This window comes from Kitasatospora nipponensis (assembly GCF_039528135.1).
In the GTDB taxonomy this organism is placed as follows: domain Bacteria; phylum Actinomycetota; class Actinomycetes; order Streptomycetales; family Streptomycetaceae; genus Kitasatospora; species Kitasatospora nipponensis.
The window spans coordinates 1-3680 of sequence record NZ_BAAALF010000356.1 but is presented as its reverse complement, the minus strand read 5'-3'; the positions used below and the strand labels follow the sequence as shown (position 1 = coordinate 3680).

3 protein-coding genes and 1 pseudogene are annotated in these 3680 nt (G+C 75.2%); 2 read left to right on the top strand and 2 right to left on the bottom strand.

The genetic code is table 11. The annotated features are described in order from the left end of the window. Both ABD323_RS40025 and ABD323_RS40020 read right to left on the bottom strand, forming a co-directional pair. Positions 1–414 (bottom strand): annotated as a pseudogene (locus ABD323_RS40025) (hypothetical protein); the annotation flags it as partial. A gap of 209 nt (positions 415–623) precedes the next feature. After that, positions 624–1292, bottom strand: a complete 669-nt coding sequence (locus ABD323_RS40020) for a hypothetical protein (RefSeq protein WP_344447034.1) — start codon at positions 1290–1292, stop codon at positions 624–626. Between the two features lie 42 nt (positions 1293–1334). On the opposite strand from ABD323_RS40020, the gene ABD323_RS40015 reads away from it, so the two are divergent. Next, complete coding sequence (locus ABD323_RS40015) at positions 1335–2069, top strand: response regulator transcription factor (RefSeq protein WP_344447033.1); 735 nt, start codon at positions 1335–1337, stop codon at positions 2067–2069. After that, positions 2066–3454 (top strand): sensor histidine kinase, encoded by a 1389-nt coding sequence (locus ABD323_RS40010; RefSeq protein ID WP_344447032.1) that lies wholly within the window; start codon positions 2066–2068, stop codon positions 3452–3454. Before ABD323_RS40015 ends, ABD323_RS40010 begins: the two co-directional genes overlap by 4 nt. The last annotated feature ends 226 nt before the right edge of the window (positions 3455–3680 follow it).

Sequence of the window (3680 nt, the reverse complement as noted above, 5' to 3'; positions counted from 1 at the left end):
CGCCCCGGGGGGCGGGGCCGCGCCGCGGGTGGCGGCGCCGGGCGCCTTGGCCGGGGCCGGCGTGGCGGGGGCCGCGCTACGGGCCGTCGACGCCGAGGGGCTCGGCACGGCGACGGTGGGGGGCACGGACGCCGCGACGGATGCCGGGCCCGAGGCGGCGACGGACGCCGCGGCGGAGGTGGGCGGCTCGGCGGGCGCGGTCACCACGTTGCCCGCGTCCGCGACGGAGGCCGCCGAGAGGTCGGAGGAGGGAGCGGAGGCAGCCGCGGCCGCTCCCCCGCCCTGACCGCCGGGGCCGCACGCGGTCAGGGTGGCCACGGCCAGCAGGGACACCAGGACCACGGGTCGCGGCGAGAGAGCGCGCCCTGCTCCCGCACGGGTGGAGCCGGCGGCGGTGCGACGACGGAGATTCATGTCACCTCGAAGGATCGACGGAGCGGCACGGCGGAAACGCCGGCGCACTCGTCGCCGCCCGGACTTCCGCCTTGATCAACGAGAGTGAGCGTAGGTCGCGGACCTGGCACCGGAAACCGATCCCGGCGTTCTTCAGGTGGCCCTAAGGAAGCGCTCACCTCCCCCTCGTACGCACGTCGTCCGCCCCGCAGGAACAGCCCCCCGCGCCGTCACCAGGAGGTCTCGTGGGTGGTGATGTGGGCCTGCGGCTGGAGGGTCGCGGTGATCTGCGAGCGGTGGCTCGGCCCGGTGAACGTGACCACCAGGGTGCCGGGGTCGCTCTGCGCGGTCTGCGTGGTGTAGCCGGGGGCCGGGAGCGCGAAGACCAGGCAGACCGCGTCCACGGCGAACCGGACGGACACCTGACCGCCGACCGACTGCACCGTGTGCCCGCCCGAGCCGCTCTGGCAGCCGGCACTCGACCAGGACGGTGCCCCGACCGCCGTGCGCACGGCGGTCGGACTCGCCGCGACCGGCGTGGGCTGCCCGACGGCCGCGGGCGTCACCGGCGGCTTGGCACCACCGGCACCACCGGCACCTGCAGTCCCTCCACCGGAAGCACCCGCCCCACCCGCCCCACCGGCACCACCGTCGGCTCCGCCCTGAGGGCTCGCCCCCTGCGACGGGGTGGGCGCGGGGGCGTCGGCCGGTGCGCTCGAGCCCGGGGAAGGCGACGGACCGAGGGTCGCCGGCACGTCCAGCGTGGAGGGTATGGACCGCACGGTGGGCGGCACCCGGGTGGTGGAATCGACCACGAAGCCGACGGCCAGAAAGACCACCAGCACCGCGACGGCCGTGCACGACAACCACACCGCGAGGTGGCGAAGAAGACGGGGCATGCGGACATCATCACTGATCAGCGGTCGGCTACGGTGTCCCGCATGCCATGCGTCCTGGTGGTCGAAGACGACCCCGTCATCCGAGCCTCGCTGATCGACGTGCTCTCCTCCTGCGGCCATGCGGTGCGCAGCGTGGGGGACGGCTTCGGCGCACTGCGGGAGGTCACCCAGGGGAACGTGGACGCCGTCGTGCTCGACCTCGGCCTGCCCGACCTCGACGGCGCTCGCGCGCTGCGCATGATCCGCGGGATATCCCGGGTCCCGGTCATCGTGGCCACCGCCCGCGACGACGAGGAGGAGATCATCCGGCTCCTCAACGCGGGCGCCGACGACTACCTGGTCAAGCCGTTCTCCGCCGGACAGTTGGCGGCCCGGGTCGGCGCGGTACTGCGCCGCTCCACCGGCGACGGCCTGACCGCGCCGCCCACCGACGGCGCCGCGGTGAGCGCCGGCGGGGCGCGCCGGGGCCTCGCGGCCACCCTGACCGTCGGCGACCTGCGGATCGACCCGCCCGCCCGCACGGTCCAGCTGGCCGGCGTCGAACTCCACCTGACCCGCCGCGAGTTCGACCTGCTGGTCTACCTCGCCCAGCACGTCGGCGAGGTCGTCTCCAAACGGCGCATCCTCACCGACGTCTGGCGCGAGGCCTTCGTCGACGACCAGACCATCGACGTCCACCTGTCGGCCCTGCGCCGCAAGCTGGGCGAGCGCGGGACGCACCCGCGCTACCTGCAGACCGTCCGTGGCGTCGGCATCAAGATGGTGACGCCCCGGTGAGACGCTCGCTCGTGGGCGTGGCGCTCGCGGTGACCTCGCTGGTCGCCCTCGCGTTCCTGCTGCCGCTGGGCGTCCTGGTCTACACCCAGGCCCGCGAACAGCGGATCACCGCCGCCGAGCAGCGGGCGGCGGCGCTGGCGCCGATGCTCACCCTCACCACCGACGGCTCCGATCTCCTGCTGGCGATCTCCGGGCTGGACTCCACCGGCAACCTCGGCGTCCACCTGCCGGACGGCGACACCGTCGGGGCCGCCGCGCACGCGTCGCCGGTCCTGCTGGAGCGCGCCTCGCGGGAACGGGGGTCGATCGCCACCGACCTGCCCGACGGCTGGCTCTACCTGCAACCGGTGGTGCTGCCGCACGACCAGGTGGCCGTCATCGAAGCCTTCGTCCCCAGAGCCGAGTTGACCCAGGGCGTGGCCGTCTCCTGGGCGGTGATGTCGCTGCTGGCGGTGGGCCTGATCGTCGGATCGGTGGTGGTCGCCGACCGGTTGGGCGCCCAGGTGGTCCGATCCTCGCGTCAGCTCTCGAAGGCCGCGGACGCCCTGGGCGCCGGCGACCTGCAGACCCGGGTCGACCCCAGCGGGCCACCCGAACTCCACCGTGTCGGCGACGCGTTCAACGTCCTGGCGGAACGGATGGTGCGGCTGCTGGCGGTCGAGCGCGAGCTGGTCGCCGACCTCTCGCACCGGTTGCGGACCCCGCTGACCGCCCTGCACCTGGCGGCCGACCGGCTGGGCCCCACCCCGGAGGCACAGCACATCACCAGCGCCGTCGACCAGTTGGAGGCGGAGCTGCGGTCGATCATCGCCGCGGCCCGCACCCCCCTGGCGACGAGCCCGATGGGACAGGCCTTCGCCGACCCGCAGGCCACCCCGGGCGGGCGGGCCGCCGAGGCCGTCCGCCGGGCGAACACCGTCTCCTGCGAGGCCGGCGAGGCGGTGCGGCAGCAGGCGGGCTTCTGGGCCGTACTCGCCGAACAGCAGGGCCGCGACTGCTCGGTGGCGATCACCACCGAGCCCACACCGGTGGCCCTGCCCGCGGACGACGTCGTGGCCGTCGTGGACGCGCTGGTCGGCAACGTCTTCGGCCACACCCCCGCCGGCACGGCGCTGGCGATCCGCCTGGCCCGCACCGCGCAGAGCGTCGTCCTGGAGGTGGAGGACGCCGGCCCCGGCATCCCGGACGTGGACGGCGCGCTGACCCGTGGCGGCAGCACCGGCTCCACCGGCCTGGGACTGGACATCGCCCTGCGGGCCACCACCGCCACCCAGGGGGGACTTCGCATCACGCGCGGTCCGATGGGCGGCGCCCTGATCACCGTCACCCTGGGCCTGGCCACCCCGCCGGCCCGCGCGGTCACGGCCCGCCGGCGCCGCCGCTGACCCGCTCGGCCCGGTCGGCCCCCGCCGACCGGGCTGTGCGGGACACCGGCGCGCTCGTCCCTCCCGGCGCGCTAAGCCGCTCCAGCGCGCACATGCCGGGAAGATGACCTGACGATCCGTTGGCCGGCGCGCCAGGCAGAGGAAGGACCGTATGGGACGGACAGGTGGTCAGCCGGGATCCGGCCGGACCGGGCGCGACGAGAGCCCCGAGGAGCGGGCGGACCGC